The sequence below is a fragment of the Streptomyces sp. NPDC050988 genome (assembly GCF_044456225.1).
Lineage (GTDB): Bacteria > Actinomycetota > Actinomycetes > Streptomycetales > Streptomycetaceae > Streptomyces.
Genome location: NZ_JBITFQ010000005.1, coordinates 21,046 through 39,605, shown reverse-complemented (window position 1 = coordinate 39,605; position 18,560 = coordinate 21,046). Strand labels below are relative to the sequence as shown.

The window sequence follows — 18,560 nt, the reverse complement described above, 5'->3', positions numbered from 1 at the left end:
CCTTCTTGCGGCTTACGATCCGTCGGGTGAAGCCCTGGATGAAGCCCCGTCTCCTCCTCGTCGCCGTCGGCTGGCTCACCACCCGCGCCCTGATGCTGTGGCTGCTCGCCCGGGACGGGCATGCCCCGTTGGGCATCGGCGGGGTCGCGCGCGAGGTGCACGAGCTGTACGCCCGCTGGTACGGCGTGCTCGCCCACGGCACGTTCCCCTCGGGCGACCGGCTGTGGCAGTACCCGCCGGGCGCGGGCCCGGTCCTGTTGTCCCCCGGACTGCTGCCGGGGCTGACGTACTTCCAGGCGTTCGTGCTTCTCGCGCTCGCCGCCGACGCCCTGGTCGCCGCCGCCCTCACGCGCGCGGGCACCCGGACGGGCCGCAGCCTGCGCGGCGCGGCCCTGTGGATCGCGGGCCTCCCCCTCCTCCTGCACCTCCCGCTCGCCCGCTACGACGTACAGGTCACCGCCCTCGCCGTCATCGCCCTGTTGACGTTTTCGCGCTCCACGCGCGCGTGCGGTGCGTTCGCGGCGCTGGGCGCCCTCGTGAAGGTGTGGCCGGCGCTGATCCTGATCGGCACCCCCAGGGGGCGTACGACGAGGGAGGTGTGGACCTCGGCGGCCGTCACCGCGGGCGTGCTGCTCATCGCGCTCGCCGCGCTCTTCCGTCACCCCTTCGACTTCCTGCGCCAGCAGGGCGGCCGGGGCGTACAGATCGAGTCGCTCGGCGGAACGGCCCTCTCCTTCGCTCGGCACGCGGGCTGGCCGGGGCAGGTGCGATACCGGTACGGGGCGATGGAGTTCACGGGGCCGTACGTCAGCACCATCGCCGCGGGGTCGCTGGCACTCACCGTCGTCGCCTTCGGGGCCCTGCTGCTGTGGCGCCTGCGGGCCCGGCACTGGACGCCGGCGACTCCGTACGACGCCGCGCTCTGTGCCGTACTGCTGTTCACCGTGACGAGCCGGGTGATCAGCCCCCAGTACCTGGTGTGGCTGCTCGGCCTGGCCGCGGTGTGTCTGACCTCGCGGCACACCTCGCAGCGTCCGGTGGCCGTGCTGATCATGGCGTCCGCGGCGGCCAGCGCCCTCGCGTATCCCGTCCTCTACAGGGACGTCATGGACTGCACCTGGACCGGCACCCTGCTGATGCTCGTCCGCAACGGGCTGCTCGTCGGGGCCGCGGCGCTCTCCTTCCGCCGCCTGTGGACCGCGGGAACCCGGCCGACCGGAGTCCGGTCCACTGGAATTCGATCAGCGGAGACGGAACCCTCACACAATTCCCGTCATCTTCCCCACGAGACAGTAAGTACCTCTTAACGGAAAATTACCTACACCAGCCACCATTTCGCCCTGTGGAAGCCATGCGACCCATCCAAGCCATACCTCCCCACCACTCACAGGTGTGCGTCGTGGTCATCGGGTACGACGACGCCGCCCATGTGACGGACGCGGTGCGCTCGGCCCTCGCGCAGGGGCCCGCCGTCCGCGAGGTGATCGCCGTGGACGACTGCTCGACGGACGGCAGCGCGGACCTCCTGGACCGCCTCGCCCTCGACGAACCGCGCCTGAAGGTGCTCCGCCGCAAGGTCAACAGCGGCGGTTGCGGCAGCCCGCGCAACGACGGGATCGACGCCGCCACGGCCCCGTACGTGATGTTCCTGGACAGCGACGACGTCCTGCCGCCCGGCGCGGTGGACGCGCTCCTCGACGCGGCCGCCGGGCGCGGGGCCGAGGTCGCCGCCGGTCTGTGTGTGCGCCGCGAGCTGCCGTCCGGCCGCGAGGTCCCCTGGCAGCCCGAGTTGTACGCCAGGGCCGCCCTGGTGAAGCACCCGTCCCGCCGCACCCACCTGGTCCACGACACTCTGTGCGTCAACAAGCTCTACCGCACCGACTTCCTGCGCGAGCACGCCATCCGCTTCCCCGAAGGACGCTTCCCCTACGAGGACTTCGTCTTCACCGCGCGCGTGCTCGCCGCCGGTCCGCGTATCGCGCTGATCCCGGACACTGTGTACGTCTGGCACGTGCGCCGGAGCGCCGAGCGGCTGTCGATCTCGCTGGACCGGGCGGGCGTCGGCAACTGGCGGTCCAGGATCGCCGCCCACGCCCTCTCGTACGACATCCTCCTGGCCGCCGGTGAGAAGCGGCTGGCGCGGGCGACGCGCGCGCGGTTCCTCGACCACTCGCTGCGGATGTACGCGCGCGAGCTCGATCAGCGCGGTCCCGTGTACCGGAGGGAGTGGTGGGCCCTCACGCGCGCGTACCTCGCGACGTTCGACGCGGCCGACCTCGCGCTCGCGCCGGCGCCGGGACGGGTCGTCGCACAGGTCGTGACGGCCTCCGAGGAGCCCCGCGACCTGACCCGCGTCAAGGAGGTCGCGGCACGCCCGGCCCGGCTGCGGCCGCCGTACGCACGGCTCGCGGACGGCACGCCCGTCTGGTCCGCCGACCTGACCCAAGTGACTCTGGAACACCTGCTGTTCCGGCCCGTACGCCTCCTCCCTGTGGCCGTCGACGCGGAACTGCGGCCACGCGCGCGTGCCGCCCGGCTTCGGCTGCGCCTGCACGAGCTGTACGGGCGGATGGCTGACGCGGCGCCGGCGTCCGTGGACGCCGAGTTCGTGAACCGGCACGACGGGTCGGTCGGGCTCACGGTGACGGCCCGGTTCCTGCCCGACGACCCCGATCCCGTCGGCGACGGCTCGGTCGGCGACGGCTCGGTCGGCGACGGGGGCACCGACTCCTGGACGGCCGAGGCGGCCGTCGACCTCGCGGCGCTCGGCTCCGGCACCTGGGACCTGCGTCTTCTCCTGCGCTTCCACGACGGCACGAGCCGCGAGACCACCGCGCACGCCGTCGCGGGCCCGGGCCTGCTCCGCCGGTCCGTCGTGCCGAACGGCCGGCACGGGCTGCTGCTCGTCCAGCCGTACGCGACCCACGCGGGCTCGCTCGCGCTGCGGCTGGCGCCCGGTTGGCGTGGAATGACCACCGTGGTGCGCCGCAGAATGAGGCGTTTGCTTCACTGACAGTCGGCTCGACCGACAGACGAACCGACACACGAGGGGACGGCCGATACATGACCTGGCTGATCACCGGCGGCGCCGGCTACATCGGGGCGCACGTCGTCCGTGCGATGACCGAGGCGGGCGAACGGGCCGTGGTGTACGACGACCTGTCCACCGGGATCGCCGAGCGCGTGCCCGACGGGGTGCCGCTGGTCGTCGGCTCGACCCTGGACGGAGAGCGCGTGGCCCGGGCGCTCAAGGACCACGCGGTCACGGGCGTCGTCCATCTGGCGGCGAAGAAGCAGGTCGGCGAGTCCGTGGAGCTGCCGCTGCACTACTACCGCGAGAACGTCGAGGGGCTGCGGGTGCTGCTGCAGGCGGTCACGGCCGCCGCGGTGCCGTCCTTCGTGTTCTCGTCCTCCGCGGCGGTGTACGGCATGCCGGACGTCAACCTCGTGACCGAGGAGACACCCTGTGTGCCGATGAGCCCGTACGGCGAGACCAAGCTCGCGGGTGAGTGGCTGGTCCGCGCCACGGGCCGCGCCCACGGTCTGTCGACGGCTTCCCTGCGCTACTTCAACGTGGCGGGCGCCGCCGCGCCGGAGCTGGCCGACACGGGCGTCTTCAACCTGATCCCCATGGTCTTCGAAAAGCTCACGGAGGGCGTGCCCCCGCGCGTCTTCGGCGACGACTACCCGACTCCTGACGGCACCTGCGTCCGCGACTACATCCACGTCGCCGACCTCGCGGAGGCCCATGTGGCGGCCGCCCGCCGGCTGGCCGCCGCGCCCGGCACGGACCTGACCCTCAACATCGGCCGCGGTGAGGGCGTCTCGGTCCGGGAGATGATCGACCGCATCAACGAGGTCACCGGCCACACGCTCGCCCCGGCCGTCACCCCGCGCCGCCCCGGCGACCCGCCCCGCGTCGTCGCCTCCGCCGACCACATCGCCGCGGAACTGGCCTGGAAGGCCAAGCACGACGTCCACGACATGATCACGTCGGCCTGGGAGGGGTGGGTACGGCTCCACCCCGAGGCCCGGCGGGGTGAGGGGCCGGAGGCCTAGGAGCCGGAGGCCGGGGTCGCCCCTGGCTCGGAGACCTGGTCCAGAAGGTTCGGAAAACGCGCTCGCCGCGGGCCGGACATCGTCCGGGGCCGCGGCGAGTGCCTGACGGGTGTACTGACGGGATCCGTCAGAGCTTGTCCATGCGGGTGTAGGGGCTGACGATACGGGCCTGGCGGGAGCCGAAGTCGACGAGCATCGCGATGCCCTCCTCGACGCCGACGATCCTGCCCAGGCCGAACTGGTCGTGCGTAACACGGTCACCCAGGGCGAAGTGCTTGGCGACCGGGACAACCGGAGCTTTGAAGGGACTGGTGGACAGGTGGCGCCGGGGCGCGGATGGCTTCGTCATCGTCAGTCCAGTATGCGCCCCCGAGGGCCTCGAAAGTGAGGCCCGGATGACAACGATCCGGACGCTACGGGGTTGACGCCCCTTGCCGGGGCACCCCGCAAGGGGTCCGGAGCTGCGGCGATTCCTGGCTCCGTGGCATGAACGGGACCAGCCTCGGCCAACCGCCGAGACCCGAACTCGAACGCCGACTTCTTGACCGGGCGACGCCATTTCGATGCCCTTCAGGACCCTTCGACGCCCTTCGACGCCTTCAGCCCCTTCGATCCGTTCGACCGCTTCGAGGCCCTGCGGCGCCTTCGATCCGTTCGACCGCTTCGAGGCCCTGCAGCGTCTTCGAGGCCTACAGCGCCTTGAGTGCCACCGCCGTGGCCCGGGCCAGGCTCTCCAGATACCCCTTGGGCAGCTTGGGGCTGCGGATCACCACCGAGCGCCAGTACAGCGGTCCGGAGATCAGGTCGAGGGCCAGCTCGTCGTCGATGCCCATCCGGACCTCGCCGCGCCTCTCCGCCGCGGCGACGATGCCGCTGGCGACGCCCTCCTGCCCCTCCCGCAGGGCCTTCTGCATGGCCTCGGCGATGTCCGGATTACGGGCCGCCTCGGCCTGAAGGTCGGGGATGATCTGCGAGGCGACAGGGTGACGCAGGGCCCGTGACGTCACCTCGTACAGGAGGCGCAGGTCGCCCTCCAGGGAGCCCGTGTCGGGCGCCGGCAGGCCCTGAACGGCGACCGCCGACACCAGGTCGAGCACCAGGTGCAGCTTGGAACGCCACCGGCGGTACACCGCGGTCTTGCCCACACCCGCGCGGCGCGCGATCCCCTCGATGGACATCCGCGCGTATCCGACGGCCGCGAGCTCCTCGAAGACGGCCGCCCTGATGGCCTCCGTCACATCCTCCCGGAGCACCGCCGCCCCGGCGGGAGCCCGGCGGCGCGGCTGCTGCGGGCCTTCCGGGGCCCCTTCGGCGTTCGTCGGGGACCCGTCCGCGTTCGTCGTCATGTCGAACAGCATAGGGGCGTGACGACGAAACGGTTGCGTTCCGACGTGAGATCGGCCTACGCTCACGTGACGACGATACGGTTCCGTCCCGACGTAAAGAGGGTCTCAGGTGCGAGTAAAGACGGGCCCGTAGCGACGTAAAAGAAGAGTTCGCGCACCCCTCCCACGAGCCCCGCGCTCCGAGCGAAAGCAGCGGATGTGAGTCAGGTCCTCCACACACCGCCCCCGGCACCCGGCCCGGTGCCGGCATCGGCCGCCCCGCCCGACGACGCCGCGGTGCTGGCCGCCCGGTACGGCCTCACGGTCTGCGGCGCCCGCCCCTCGCTGCCCGCGTACGTCCGCCAGTTGTGGGCGCGCCGGCACTTCATCACGGCGTTCGCCACGGCCAAGCTCACCGCCCAGTACAGCCAGGCGAAGCTCGGCCAGGTCTGGCAGGTGGCCACGCCCCTGCTGAACGCGGCGGTCTACTACTTCATCTTCGGCGAGCTCATGGGCACGAGCCGCGGCGTACCGGACTACATCCCGTTCCTGGTCACCGGTGTCTTCGTGTGGACGTTCACCCAGAGTTCGATCATGGCGGGCACCCGGGCGATCTCCGGCAGCCTCGGCCTGGTGCGCGCCCTGCACTTCCCGCGGGCCGCGCTCCCGGTGTCGTACGCGCTGCAGCAGCTCCAGCAGTTGCTGTTCTCGATGGCCGCGCTGTTCGTGATCCTGCTCTGCGTCGGCGTGCCCGTGAGCGTGTCCTGGCTCCTGGTCGTTCCCGCCCTGGCACTGCAGTTCGTGTTCAACGCGGGCGTGGCGATGATCATGGCCCGGATGGGCGCCAGGACGCCGGACATCGCACAGCTGATGCCGTTCGTGCTGCGCACCTGGATGTACGTGTCCGGTGTCATGTGGAGCATCGACAAGGTGCTCACCGCCCACCAGGACATGCCGCACATCGTGCTGGTCGCCCTGGAGTGCAACCCGGCCGCGGTCTACATCGACCTCATGCGGTTCGCGCTCATCGACACCTTCCACGCGAGCCAGCTGCCCCACCACGTGTGGGCGCTCGCGGTCGGCTGGGCGCTGCTCGCCGGCGTCGGCGGCTTCATCTACTTCTGGAAGGCTGAGGAGACGTACGGCCGTGGCTGAACCCAACGACACCCCCATCCCCACCGTCGTCGCCGACCGCGTCGACATCGTCTACCGCGTCAACGGCACGGGGGCCGGCCGCGGCAGCGCCACCGCCGCCCTCAATCGCATCCTGCGCCGGAAGAAGACCGAACAGGCCTCGGGTGTGCGGAAGGTGCACGCCGTGAAGGCGGTCTCCTTCACCGCGTACCGGGGGGAGGCGATCGGGCTCATCGGCACCAACGGGTCCGGAAAGTCCACACTGCTCAAGGCCGTCGCCGGACTGCTTCCGGTGGAGCACGGGCGGATCTACACGGACGGGCAGCCCTCACTGCTCGGCGTGAACGCCGCCCTGATGAACGACCTGACCGGAGAGCGCAACGTCTATCTCGGCGGCCTCGCCATGGGAATGTCCCGGGAACAGGTGCGCGAGCGCTATCAGGAGATCGTCGACTTCTCCGGCATCAACGAGAAGGGCGACTTCATCACGCTGCCCATGCGGACGTACTCGTCCGGAATGGCCGCGCGGCTCCGCTTCTCCATCGCCGCGGCCAAGGACCACGACGTGCTGATGATCGACGAGGCCCTGGCCACCGGGGACCGCTCCTTCCAGAAGAGGTCCGAGGACCGAATCCGGGAGCTGCGGAAGCACGCAGGAACGGTGTTCCTGGTGAGCCACAACAACAAGTCGATCCGGGACACGTGCGACCGGGTGCTGTGGCTCGAACGCGGCGAGCTTCGTATGGACGGGCCCACAGAGGAAGTGCTGAAGGAATACGAGAAGTTCACCGGAGGTGGGGGAAAAGCCCCCTAAGGGGCGCGGGGAACTGCGCGAGCAACCACAGCGCGCCCGCAGCCGACGAACAACCGGGACCCGCCGGGGATTCGCCGGAGATCCGCCGGGGATCAGCGTTCGAGGAAGCCGAACAGGTCCTCCCACCTGTTGACGATCTCGGTCGTCGTGTAACGCTGGATGTTGATGCGGGCCCGCTCCCCCATACGGTCCCGCAGCTCCTTGTCGGACATCAACGTGTCGAGGCGGCGGGCCAGTTCACCGGTGTTGCCCAGGGTGGCGAGCAGACCGTCCTCGCCGTCGTGGACGATCTCGTGGACGCCGGGGGCGCAGTCGAAGGCGGCACAGGGTACGGCGGTCGCCATGGCCTCCATGAGGGCGAGCGGGAAACCCTCGCCGCGGGAGGACTGGACGAAAACGGAACCGCCGCGCAGGGCACCCGGCACATCGCTCGTACGCCCCATCCAGTCCACGGAGTTGTCGAGTCCGAGAGCCGTGCACTGCTTCTTGAGGATCTCCTCGTCCTCGCCCGAGCCGTAGATGCGCAGCCGCCAGTCGGGATGGCGCGGCGCGACCTCCGCCCAGGTGTCGAGGAGCATGTCGATGCCCTTCTGGTCGTGCAGCCGCCCGATGCTGATGACCGCCTTCTCGGTGCGCGGCGAGGGCACCTCGGGCATGAAGGGCAGCGGATTCGGCATGTACGAGGCGTTGTTGAGGCCCTGTCCGATCCACAGGTCGGCGTCCTCGCGGGTCAGCGCCAGCATGCGGTCGACGTCCTGGTAGTACTTCCGCACCCGCTGGAAACGCGAGGACGCCTTCGAGTAGTCGAACGACTCGTGGCTCATGCCGATCACGGTCAGCCCGTGGGTGTCGGCCTGCGCGACCCACTCCATGGCCCACACCTGTGTGACGATGACAACCGCGCCAGGCCGCGCCGCCCCAAACAGCGCGGTGAGCTTGACGGCCTGCTCGCGCATGCTCGCCTCACGCGCCCGGCCGGGCCGCGGCGGCTGTCCGGCGTACAACGTCGTCATCGGGTAGGGCACTTCGCCGAGTTCCTGCACGACACCGGGCGGAGTAATGCCGACGACATGGACGCGATGCCCGCGCTCGGTGAGGAGCCGGGCCATCTGGTGGGACCAACTGGTCACTCCGCCCAGCTCATTGACACTGTTGGAGACGAAGAAGACGTCCCGCTGCGGATCGGTGCTCACGAGGGTCATCCACGCCTCCACTGCGCGAAGAACTGGTCGACGATGCTCTGGGCGGCGTTCCCCTTGTCGTACTCGCCGAATTCCGCCACGAACCCCTCCCGTGCCTCCGCGTACTTCACGGACTGCTCGTCCAGGGAGGCGAGGGCGGTGTGCAGCTCCTCCTCGGTGCGCACGACCGGGCCCGGCGCCCGCTCCAGCAGGTCGAAGTAGGTGCCGCGGCCCTCGTGCACGTACTCCTCGTAGTCGTAGGCGAAGAAGAACATCGGCCGGCCGAGGAGCGCGTAGTCGAACATCACGGACGAGTAGTCGGTGATCAGCCCGTCGGCGAGCGCGAGCAGCGGGGTCACGTCGTGGTGTGCGGATACGTCGATGACGCGCCCGCGCACGGACGGCGGGAGCACGACGTGGTTGAGGTAGTGCGAGCGCACGAGCAGGACGTACCGGTCCCCGAACGTGTCGGCGAACCGCTCCACGTCGAAGGGCAGCTCGAACCGCCGCTGCCTGCCGCCGTGTTGACGGAAGGTGGGAGCGTAGAGCAGTAGGGCCTTGTCACCGGGAATCCCCAACTCGGCGGCGAGGGCACCGCGTTCGCGGAGGCCGACTTCCTCTTCCCTCCTCCTGGCATGCACGAGGGCGTCGTTGCGGGGATAGCCCACCCGCAACAGCGTCTTCTCCTTCAGGCGGAACGCCCGGGCGAGGGTGCGTACATCGTGCTCGGAGCGGATCAGGAACCGGTCGAAGCGGTCGAGGGTGCGCTGTTGTTCGGCCTGCTCGGGCCGGGACCTGAGCTTCCACTCGGGCTCGTCGAAACCCATCCGCTTGAGCGCCGAGCCGTGCCAGGTCTGGAGGTAGGTCGTCTCCGGCCGCTTGGTGAGCTTCAGCGGATAGCTCTGGTTGTCGACCCAGAACTCGGCCTGCGCCAGCGCCTTCAGATAGGGCAGTGACCAGCGGCGTACGAGAGTGGCGTCGGCCGGAAACCCGGAAGGACCGCTGCCCGTGTACGACCACACGGCCTCGAAGTCGAGCCCCTGGCGCCGCATCTCCTCGTAGATCGCCTTCGGGCTGTCGCTGTACTGCCGGCCCAGGTGGCTCTCGAAGACGACGAGCCCCTTCTTCACGGGCAGCCGGCTGAACACCTCGTGGTAGAGGCGGATCTTGGTGTCGCCGGAGGTGAGTTTCCTGCGCACCTGCTTCGCCTTCCGGTACCCGGACTTGGCGAACCGGCCTGGCGCGCCCCGCACGCCCTTCTCGACGAGCGCGTCCACCTTCTCGCGGGTCACGATCCGGAAGGAGAGATGCCCGCGCGAGGAGATCTCGGGCGTGACGTGGTCGGCGACCAGCCGCGTGAGCCGGGGCCGCACGGGCAACTGCCCGTCGGCCAGCCCGGGTTCGGAGGCGGTGAGGCGCGTGGTGGTGCGTACGCCGTCGACGTCGAGGTGCAGCCGTACGTCCCACACCGCGTCCACGATGCCCAGCGGCCGCAGCCCGCGCGCGAGGTCGGCCGACGTCTCCCAGGCGATTGCCTCGCCCTCGTGCCGCAGGGTGGCGACGGGGAAGCGGAAGACCTGAAAGCGCACGCCTTTGCGACGGGCGGCGAACTCCAGCTCGCCGGTGAGCCGGGCACCGGGCGGAACGACGCCAAGGGGATTGGTAACGCGCCCGGCTAGCCGAACGGTACCGGCGTCCTCCTCATACGTGGTCAGCACATTGCGCAGGAACATCTTCTCGACGGGCTTGGCGTGGTAGCCGAGTTCGGTGACGTCGAGGACGTGCCGGGCGAAGTCGCCGTCGAGGTGATCGTCGAGGTGTTCGGCACACCAGTAGATCCGGCCGTCGCGCTCCACCATCGGCGCGGAGATCTTGTCGCGGTTGGTGAGCGTGTCCACGGCCGGCAGGAGGTTGTCCCAGTCGCTCTTCTGCAGCAGATAGGCGCAGATGGCGTGGATGGGCTCCACCTCGTCGAAGGCGGCGCGGTCGATGGACTCCAGGTAGTCGCGGGCGATCGCGGCGAACTCCTCCCGGTAGGAGGCGTCCCGGAACGGCAGGTCACGCAGGTGCAGCACCAGGTCGTGCTTGAGGAACTTGACGTCCTTGTGGAACTTCAGCTCCAACAGACCCTTGTCGGCGAGGAGTTGATCGACCCGCCGATGGATCTCCATCCGGTGCGTGAAGTTGGCGATCTCGGCGCGCCGGTTGCTGATCGACTTGGTCGCGGCCTTGTCGACGACGTTCCAGTCGTAGACGCGGTTCGGGATGAGGGTGATCCGGCGGGCGGCGGCGTAGGCCTGAGCGGAGAAGAGCAGATCTTCGTAGTGAATCCCGACAGGGAAGGCGAGCCCCTGCTCGACCAGAAACTCCCGCCGATAGCACTTGTTCGTCGAGAGGGTGTCGAAGACCAGCAGGTCGGGCAGCTCGGAGATCGACTCCAGGGTGCGGGTGCGGGCGTACAGCCAGGGGTACCACTTGACCTCCTTGCCGTTCCGCGAGTCCACGTGCACCCGCACGCACATCCCGGACACCAGGTCCGCGCCGGTCGTCTCGGCCGCCTCCAGCATGTTCCGGCAGGCGTTGCGCTCCAGTACGTCGTCGCTGTCGAGGAAGAGGACGTACGTGCCGCGTGCCTGGGCGATGCCGTGGTTGCGGGGAGCCCCGCACCCTCCGCTGTTCCGCTCCAGCTGGAAGGCACGGACCCTGCCGGGGTGCGCGGCGGCCAGCTCCTTCGCCACCTCGTACGACCCGTCCGTGCTCCGGTCGTCCACGATTACGACCTCGACGTTCCGCAAGGTCTGCTCCAGCACGGACTGCACGGCTGTGGGTAGCCGTGTCTCGTCGTTGTAGACGATCACGACGACGGATACGTCCGGTGCACCCGGCGCGGGAAGCGATTCCTCGTTCATCCTATTTATCCTAAGTGTCCCTCGCTGGACCCTGTACGGGGTGTAGGCCGCTTGGGGGCCACTTAGGTAGATGTTGATCGAGGGGCCCGGGTTGCTCCGGGGGGATTTCGCCCCCGCCGCCCCTACCCATTCCCGTCACTACTCGGGGGCCAGCCCCCGAACCCCCGCTCCTCAAACGCCGGAGGGGCTGGTTGTTAGCCCGTCCGGCGTTTGAGGACGAGGCCGTTCAGGCCGATAAGCGGGGGCCTGGGGGCGCAGCCCCCAGAAGGGACGGGAATGGGTAGGGGCGGCGGGGGCGAAAAAAGAAGGGGCGCCCCCAACCCGCAGGGCGCCCCTCCTCCGGTCCCGCGGACTACGACCGCGTACGCAGCATCGTCCGCATCGTCCTCATCGCGACCGACAGATTCGCGAGATCGAACGCCTCGGACCCCTGGATCTCCTCCAGAGTCGTCCGCGCCCGAGAAAGAATCGCCGCGTTCTTCTCCTCCCACGCCTTGAACCGCTGCTCAGGCGTGGACTCCCCGTTCCCGACGGCGAGCACATCCGCGGTCAGCGCGGCATGCGCCGCGTACAGGTCCTCACGGATGGACGCCCGGGCCATGGACTGCCACCGGTCCGCACGGGGCAGCTCGATGATGCGGTCCATGAGCTGGGTGACCCGCAGCCGGTCGGCGAGGTCGTAGTAGACCTCGGCGACGTCCATCGGGTCCTTGCCGACCCGGTCCCCCACCGCCACGATGTCGAGCGACGGGAAGGCGGACGAGAACCCGGCCACCCGCTGGGCGAGCTCGTCGGGCACCCCGGCCCCGGACAGCTCGTCGTAGATCTGCTGGTACCACTCCAGATCCGCGCCCCGCAGCAGCTTGGGCAGCTCGGCCCAGACCCGCGTGACCCCTTCCCGGAAGAAGTCGATCGTCTCGGCGAGCTGCAACGGCTGCGGCCGGTTGTTGAGCAACCACCGCGTGCCCCGCTCGACGAGCCGCCGTGAGTGCAGCCGGATCCGGGTCTGGACACCCGCGTCGACCGTGTTGTCGAGCGCCTCGACGGCGTCCCACACCTCGCTGGAGTTGAAGATCGCGCGGGCCGCGGTCTGCGCCCGGACGATCTCCTCCAGGGAGGCTCCGGTCTCCTCGCGGAGCCGGTGCAGGAAGCTCGTACCGCCGGTGTTGACGGTGTCGTTGACCAGCACGGTCGTGACGATCTCGCGCGACAGCGGATGGTTGTCGATCTGCTCGATGAACTGCTCGCGCAGCGCGGTCGGGAAGTACGCGTGCAGCAGGCTCCGCAGATACACGTCGTCGGGCAGCGACGTGTGCAGCAGCTCGTCGGAGACCGTGATCTTCGTGTATGCGAGGAGCACGGCCGTCTCCGGCGAGGTCAGACCCTGCCCGGTGCCGAGCCGCTCCCGGATCTGCCGGTCGGTCGGCAGGAACTCCAGCGCCCGGTCCAGATGGCCCTCGCGGACCAGGTGGCGCATGAAGCGCTGCTGGGCGTGGAGCATGTCCTTGGACTGGGCGAGCGCGTTGGCCAGGGCCGTGTTCTGCGCGTAGTTGTTGCGCAGGACGAGCGCGCCGACCTCGTCGGTCATCTCGGCGAGCAGCTTGTTGCGCTGCTTGACGGTCATGTCGCCGTCCGCGACCACCGCGTTGAGCAGGATCTTGATGTTCACCTCGTGGTCGGAGGTGTCCACGCCCGCGCTGTTGTCGATGGCGTCGGTGTTGACCTTGCCGCCGGCCTGCGCGAACTCGATGCGGCCGAGCTGCGTGAGGCCGAGGTTGCCGCCCTCGCCGACGACCTTGACCCTCAGGTCGGCGCCGTCCACGCGGATCGCGTCGTTGGCCTTGTCGCCGACGTCCGCGTGCGACTCGGTCGACGCCTTCACGTACGTACCGATGCCGCCGTTCCACAGCAGGTCCACCGGCGCCTTGAGGATCGCCCGCATCAGGTCGGCGGGGGTCATCTTGGCGACGTTGCCCTCGATGCCGAGGGCCTCGCGGATGTGGCTGTTGAGCTGGATGGCCTTGGCCGTACGGGGGAAGATGCCGCCGCCCTGCGACAGCAGTGTCTTGTCGTACTCCTCCCAGGAGGAGCGTGGCAGCTCGAAGAGGCGACGGCGCTCGGCGTACGAGGTGGCCGCGTCCGGGTTCGGGTCGATGAAGATGTGCCGGTGGTCGAAGGCGGCGACCACCCGGATGTGCTCGCTGAGCAGCATGCCGTTGCCGAACACGTCACCGGACATGTCACCCACGCCGACGACCGTGAAGTCCTCGGTCTGTGTGTTGACGGCCAGCTCCCGGAAGTGCCGCTTGACGGACTCCCAGGCGCCGCGGGCGGTGATGCCCATCTTCTTGTGGTCGTAGCCGGCCGAGCCGCCGGAGGCGAAGGCGTCCCCGAGCCAGAAGTTGTAGCTCTCCGCGACGCCGTTGGCGATGTCGGAGAACGTCGCCGTGCCCTTGTCCGCGGCGACGACGAGGTACGTGTCGTCCTCGTCGTGCCGGACGACGTCGGCGGGCGGTACGACCTCGCCGGCCACCATGTTGTCGGTGATGTCGAGCAGCGCCGAGATGAAGGTCTTGTAGCTGCGGATGCCCTCGGCCAGCCAGGCGTCGCGGTCCACGGCCGGGTCGGGCAGTTGCTTGGCGACGAAGCCGCCCTTGGCGCCGACGGGCACGATGACGGTGTTCTTGACCATCTGCGCCTTGACCAGGCCGAGGATCTCGGTCCGGAAGTCCTCACGCCGGTCGGACCAGCGCAGCCCGCCTCGCGCGACCTTGCCGAACCTGAGGTGGACGCCCTCCACGCGCGGCGAGTACACCCAGATCTCGTACGCCGGACGCGGCGCCGGCAGGTCCGGGATGGCCTGCGGGTCGAACTTCATGGAGACGTAGGTGTGCGGCTCGCCGCCACCCGCCTCCTGGAAGAAGTTCGTGCGCAGGGTCGCCTTGATGACGGTGAGGAACGAGCGGAGGATCCGGTCCTCGTCCAGGCTCGCGACCTGGTCGAGGGCGGCGTCCAGCTCCTCCAGCAGGGCGTCGGTCAGTTCGAGGCCGGCGCGCTGGCGGTCCGGCGACATCCGTGCCTCGAAGAGCGAGACGAGCAGCCGGGTGGTGTGGACGTTGTTGCGGAGGGTGTCCTCCATGTAGTCCTGGCTGAACGTCGAACCGGCCTGCCGCAGGTACTTGGCGTACGCGCGCAGCACCATCGCCTGCCGCCAGTTCAGCCCGGCGCTCAGGACGAGGGAGTTGAAGCCGTCGTTCTCGGCCTGCCCGGTCCAGGTCGCCGAGAAGGCCTCCTGGAACCGCTCGCGGCCGTCGTCACCGAGGTGATCGCCGTTGCCGCTGCCCGACTTGGGCAGGCGCAGGCCGAAGTCGTAGATCCACGCGGACGCGCGGTCCGAGCAGCGCAGCTCGTACGGACGCTCGTCGGTGACCTCGACGCCGAGCCGGGTGAGGACCGGCAGGACGGCGGAGAGGGAGACCGACTCCCCGGTGCGGTAGATCTTGAAACGTCGCTCGCCGGGGGCGGCCCCCACCGGCTCGTACAGGCTGAGCGCGAAGTTCTTGCCGTTGCCGAGCTTCTCCAGATGGACCAGGTCGGCGACCGCGGTGCGCGGGTTGTGGTCGGCCTTGTAGCCCTCGGGGATGGCGTTGCCGTACCGGCGCAGCAGTTCGGCGGCGCGCTCCTCGCCGCACTCCGCGTTCAGTGCCTCGGCGAAGCCGTCGGCCCAGGAGCGGGCGGCCTCGACGAGCCGCGCCTCGATACGGTCCTTGTCGGCGTCGCTGAGCTGCGGCAGCTCGGTGCCCTGCGGGACCCGGACCACGAAGTGCAGCCGGGAGAGGATCGACTCGGTGTTCCAGGCGGTGAAGTCGACGCTGATGCCGCCGAGCTCCTCCTTCAGGATGTCGATGATCCGCAGGCGCACGCCGGTGGTGTAGCGGTCGCGCGGGAGGTAGACGAGCGCCGAGTAGTAGCGCCCGTACTCGTCCTGCCGCAGGTAGAGCCGCAGGCGCCGCCGCTCCTGGAGGTACAGGACGGAGGTGACGATCGCCCGCAGCTCGTCGGGCGGGGTCTGGAAGAGCTCGTCGCGCGGGTACGTCTCCAGGATCTGGAGGAGGTCGCGCCCGTCGTGGCTGTTGGGCAGGAATCCCGCGCCCTTGAGGACTTCCTCGACCTTGCGCCGGACGACGGGGACGCGACGGACGGACTCGGTGTACGCGGCGGAGGAGAAGAGGCCCAGAAAACGGCGCTCGCCGACGACGTTGCCGTCCCCGTCGAACTTCTTCACGCCGACGTAGTCGAGGTAGGAGGGCCGGTGCACGGTGGCACGGCTGTTGGCCTTGGTGAGGACCAGGAGCTTGTGCTCGCGGGCCTTGGCGCGGGCGTCGGCGGGCAGCCGCTCGAAGGACGGGCTGACCGGGTGGCTCTCGTCGGTCGCGTGGTGCGGATCGGAGCGCAGGATGCCCAGTCCGGTGCCGGGAACGGCGGCGAGCGAGTCGTCCTCGCGCAGCTCGTACTCCCGGTACCCGAGGAAGGTGAAGTGGTCGTCCGCGAGCCAGCGCAGCAGCTCGCGGGCCTCCTCCACCTCCTGGTCGCGCAGGTCGTCGGCGGTCGGCTCGGTGGGCAGCTCGTCGGCGATGCGCAGCGCGGAGTCGCGCATCTTCTCCCAGTCCTCGACGGCCTCACGGGCGTCGGACAGGACGCGCACCAGGTCGGCGGTGATCTGCTTGAGATCGGCGCGGTCGGTCTCGCGGTCGATCTCAACGTGGATCCAGGACTCGACGAAGGCGTCGTGGGGCAGCTCGCCGGTGGGCCGGGTCTTCAGGACCTCGATGAGCTTGCCGGTGAGATCGCGCCGCACGATGACCTGCGGGTGGATGACGACATGGATCCCGCGCCCCTGCCGGGACAGCTCGTTGGTCACCGAGTCGACGAGGAAGGGCATGTCGTCCGTGACGACCTCGACGACGGAGTGGCTGCAGGTCCAGCCGTTCTCCTCGACCGTCGGGGTGTGGACTCTCACGTTGGCCGTGCCCTGAGGTCGGTTCTCGGCCAGCCGGTAGTGCGAGAAGGCGGCTCCGAAGACGTCGTCCGGGTCTCGGTCGGTGAGGTCTTCGGGGGCGGTGTGCAGGTAGTAGCGCTGGAGGAACGCGAGCAGGGTGTCCTGGTCGGGAGCGCTCGCGCCCGTCTTCCCGGTCGGCAGGTGAAGATTCCCCCCGACAGGGCTGTTCTCAGCTACCCGGGCGGCCCGTTCGAGCAGCTCGGCCTTGGCTTCGTCCAGCTTGGTCTGCATTGTCCTCTGGCTCCTGTCGCGCGCCGTTGCGTGACGTCGTAGAACGTGAAGTGACGTAGCGCCGCGACGCGGGGTGTCCGGTCTCGTTCGACGCTATGCCGCGATGAGAGATGAGCGGGGCGTTATCGGCCATTCTCGGCCGCTCCGGAGGCTGTGACGCTGCTCTCGGTGCACCTGCGCCTGCCGCGTATGCGGCGTTTTCTGCGCTTCCCCACCCGGGGAGACCAGCGACCGCCCGGTCACGGATGTAGTCCGTGCGTTCCGGGCGCAGGGCAGGGGCAACAAGGCCCCCGCGACGTATCGCGCTGATCACGGCACAAGGCTATCGCTCTCCACGGGCCCCCCGTCATGAGCCGTATGTGTACAAAAGAGGGGTCCCCTTTTTGACACTCTGCACAGTTTCCCCCCGCCCCGTCAGGGGCGCGGGGAACTGCGCGACAAGCCACGACGGCCCCGCAGCCGACAACGCACCAGGGGGGCCTGGGGGCGAAGCCCCCAGTTCCGCCAAGGGGGACCCACCTCAGGCCCTCAGGCCGCCAACCGCTCGGCCGCAGCGACGGCCTCCTCCAGGCTGTCGACAACCGGCACCCCAACCCCCTCAAGGCTGGCCCGGCTGTGCGACCCACCGGTGTAGAGCACGGCCCGCGCCCCCACGTGCAGCGCCGCGACCGCGTCGTCCGCCGCGTCCCCGATCACCACCGTACGAGCGGGTTCCACACCCGCCAGCGCCCCCACATGCCGGACCATGTGCTCGGCCTTGCTGCCCCCGGACGGCCCGGTGCGCCCGTCCACCCGTATGAAATGGGGCTCGATCCCGAACCCCCGTACCAACGGGACGAGTTCGTCGTGCCCGTACATGCTCAGGAGCGACTGACTGCGACCGGCCGACGCCCAGTCGGCGAGCAGCCCGGGCACCCCGTCGGTGAGCCCGCAGCCCACCCGGTGCTCGGTGTAGTACCGGTGGAAGGTCGCGTCCATGACCTCCCACTCCTCGTCCGTGGGCAGCCGCCCTATCAGCCGCTCGTAGAACTTCGGCACCGGAACGCAGTACAGCTCCCGGTACTTCTCCAGCGTGATCGGTTCCATGCCCAGCTCGGCGAACGCCGCGTTCGTCGCGCCGATGATCGCCGTGTTGTCGTGGAACAGGGTTCCGTTCCAGTCCCAGACAATGTGTGCCGCTCCGTGCATCCCCATACCAAAAAAATACCCGGCCACACTGACAACACATCCGGCGTGCTTCCGTGCGCGCCCCCAGGAGCCGCGACGAGGCGGCCGGCCCGTCAGTCGCCCAGCCCCACCAGGTTCGGAATCTCCTGCGTGGCGAACCACAGCAGCTCGTGGTCCTCGGCCCCGTCCACGACGAACTGCGCGTCGTCGTCACCCCGGTCGGCCGCGCCCAGCACGTCCACGGCCGCCGTCACGTCCGCCTCGGCCTCGTCCGAGTCCAGGTGCACGGCCGCGGCCTTGGCCAGCGCCACGGCTCCGCCGACCCGCACCTCACCGAGCGCCGAGGAATCGAGCCCCCGGTCGGGGTCGGCGACCGCGGCCCCGTCCGGCACGTCCACGGCGACGACGACGCGCCGTCGCGGGGCCCCGGGGTCGAGCGCGACAAGCCTGAGGGAGGCGAGCGCGGCCCGGTTCAGCGCCGCGTACTCCAGTTCCTCGATGTCGTCGGACAGGTACCACTCCCGCAGCGCGGGCGTGACGGCGTACGCGACGAAGGGCCCCGACCCCAGCTCACCCGTCTTGTACGCCTCGGCGAGACCGGAGAGGGTCAGGGGGACGTAGACGCGCATGGCTGGCCGCTTTCGTAGTCGGATCGCGTGGTCGATCTCTCCGCCGGGATTC

Annotated in this window: 12 protein-coding genes; 5 read left to right on the top strand and 7 right to left on the bottom strand. The window is 69.6% G+C overall.

The features are described from left to right. Positions 1–38 precede the first annotated feature (38 nt). The 3 genes from ACIBEI_RS13985 to galE are packed head-to-tail and all read left to right on the top strand — an operon-like array spanning position 39 to position 4,059. Complete coding sequence (locus tag ACIBEI_RS13985) at positions 39–1,307, top strand: glycosyltransferase 87 family protein (RefSeq protein WP_398888986.1); 1,269 nt, start codon at positions 39–41, stop codon at positions 1,305–1,307. A 44-nt stretch (positions 1,308–1,351) separates the two neighbouring features. Further along, a complete protein-coding gene (locus tag ACIBEI_RS13980) occupies positions 1,352–3,013 on the top strand; it encodes a glycosyltransferase family 2 protein (protein WP_398888399.1) in 1,662 nt (553 codons plus the stop codon). Positions 3,014–3,063: 50 nt separating this feature from the next. Then, positions 3,064–4,059 carry a UDP-glucose 4-epimerase GalE gene (gene galE / locus ACIBEI_RS13975; RefSeq protein ID WP_398888397.1) on the top strand — a complete coding sequence of 332 codons (996 nt, stop codon included), beginning with the start codon at positions 3,064–3,066 and terminating at the stop codon, positions 4,057–4,059. A gap of 127 nt (positions 4,060–4,186) precedes the next feature. On the opposite strand, the gene ACIBEI_RS13970 is transcribed toward galE, so the two are convergent. Together ACIBEI_RS13970 and ACIBEI_RS13965 are read right to left on the bottom strand one after the other, a co-directional pair. Next, entirely contained in the window at positions 4,187–4,408 is a 222-nt protein-coding gene (locus tag ACIBEI_RS13970; protein WP_055517933.1) for a hypothetical protein, read from the bottom strand. 340 nt (positions 4,409–4,748) lie between these two features. Then, positions 4,749–5,405, bottom strand: coding sequence for a TetR/AcrR family transcriptional regulator (locus ACIBEI_RS13965; RefSeq protein ID WP_398888395.1), 657 nt, complete (start codon positions 5,403–5,405; stop codon positions 4,749–4,751). Positions 5,406–5,603: 198 nt separating this feature from the next. On the opposite strand from ACIBEI_RS13965, the gene ACIBEI_RS13960 reads away from it, so the two are divergent. Both ACIBEI_RS13960 and ACIBEI_RS13955 read left to right on the top strand, forming a co-directional pair. After that, positions 5,604–6,539: an ABC transporter permease gene (locus tag ACIBEI_RS13960; protein ID WP_398888393.1), complete on the top strand. Its 936-nt coding sequence runs from the start codon at positions 5,604–5,606 to the stop codon at positions 6,537–6,539. Beyond that, on the top strand, positions 6,532–7,332 hold the full coding sequence (locus ACIBEI_RS13955) for an ABC transporter ATP-binding protein (RefSeq protein ID WP_398888391.1): 801 nt from the start codon (positions 6,532–6,534) through the stop codon (positions 7,330–7,332). Before ACIBEI_RS13960 ends, ACIBEI_RS13955 begins: the two co-directional genes overlap by 8 nt. Positions 7,333–7,424: 92 nt before the next feature. On the opposite strand, the gene ACIBEI_RS13950 is transcribed toward ACIBEI_RS13955, so the two are convergent. The 5 genes from ACIBEI_RS13950 to ACIBEI_RS13930 all read right to left on the bottom strand — a co-directional run bounded on the left by ACIBEI_RS13950 (position 7,425) and on the right by ACIBEI_RS13930 (position 18,508). Then, entirely contained in the window at positions 7,425–8,534 is a 1,110-nt protein-coding gene (locus ACIBEI_RS13950; protein ID WP_398888389.1) for a glycosyltransferase, read from the bottom strand. Next, on the bottom strand, positions 8,531–11,422 hold the full coding sequence (locus ACIBEI_RS13945) for a CDP-glycerol glycerophosphotransferase family protein (protein WP_398888387.1): 2,892 nt from the start codon (positions 11,420–11,422) through the stop codon (positions 8,531–8,533). Before ACIBEI_RS13945 ends, ACIBEI_RS13950 begins: the two co-directional genes overlap by 4 nt. Before the next feature lie 352 nt (positions 11,423–11,774). Beyond that, positions 11,775–16,712 carry an NAD-glutamate dehydrogenase gene (locus ACIBEI_RS13940; RefSeq protein WP_398888385.1) on the bottom strand — a complete coding sequence of 1,646 codons (4,938 nt, stop codon included), beginning with the start codon at positions 16,710–16,712 and terminating at the stop codon, positions 11,775–11,777. Positions 16,713–17,240: 528 nt separating this feature from the next. Then, a complete protein-coding gene (locus ACIBEI_RS13935) occupies positions 17,241–17,906 on the bottom strand; it encodes an HAD family hydrolase (protein WP_398888383.1) in 666 nt (221 codons plus the stop codon). A gap of 86 nt (positions 17,907–17,992) precedes the next feature. Then, entirely contained in the window at positions 17,993–18,508 is a 516-nt protein-coding gene (locus ACIBEI_RS13930) for a DUF6912 family protein (protein ID WP_398888381.1), read from the bottom strand. Between the last annotated feature and the right edge of the window lie 52 nt (positions 18,509–18,560).